We start from the raw sequence: 449 nt of genomic DNA on the forward strand, positions 1-449 counted from the left end.
CCCGGGACGTCTCCGAGTACCTCGCCGACGCGGCCGCGCACGGCTTCGACGTCGTCGGCGTGATCAACACCCACTTCCACGCCGACTTCGTCGCCGGCCACCTGGAGATGGCGGACGAGACGGGCGCGTGGATCGGCTACGGCCGGCGCGCCGAGACCGAGTACCCGATCCGCAAGCTCGCCGCGGGCGAGCGGGTCCCCCTCGGCGACGTCACGCTGGAGATCCTGGAGACGCCCGGGCACACCCCGGAGTCGATCAGCGTCCTCGTGTACGAGCGGGCCGAGGACGAGGTGCCGTACGGCGTCCTGACCGGCGACGCGCTGTTCATCGGCGACGTCGGCCGCCCCGACCTGCTCGCCTCGGTGGGCGTGACCGCCGAGGAGCTCGGCGCGATGCTCCACGGCAGCGTGCAGAACAAGCTGATGGGGCTGCCGGACGAGGTGCGGGTC

Annotated in this window: 1 protein-coding gene; it reads left to right on the forward strand. The window is 72.6% G+C overall.

The annotated features are described in order from the left end of the window. On the forward strand, positions 1-449 hold a 449-nt coding region (locus ACOV8S_RS31315), incomplete at both ends, for an MBL fold metallo-hydrolase (protein WP_448321866.1).

Source organism: Streptomyces sp. CO7 (assembly GCF_053474865.1).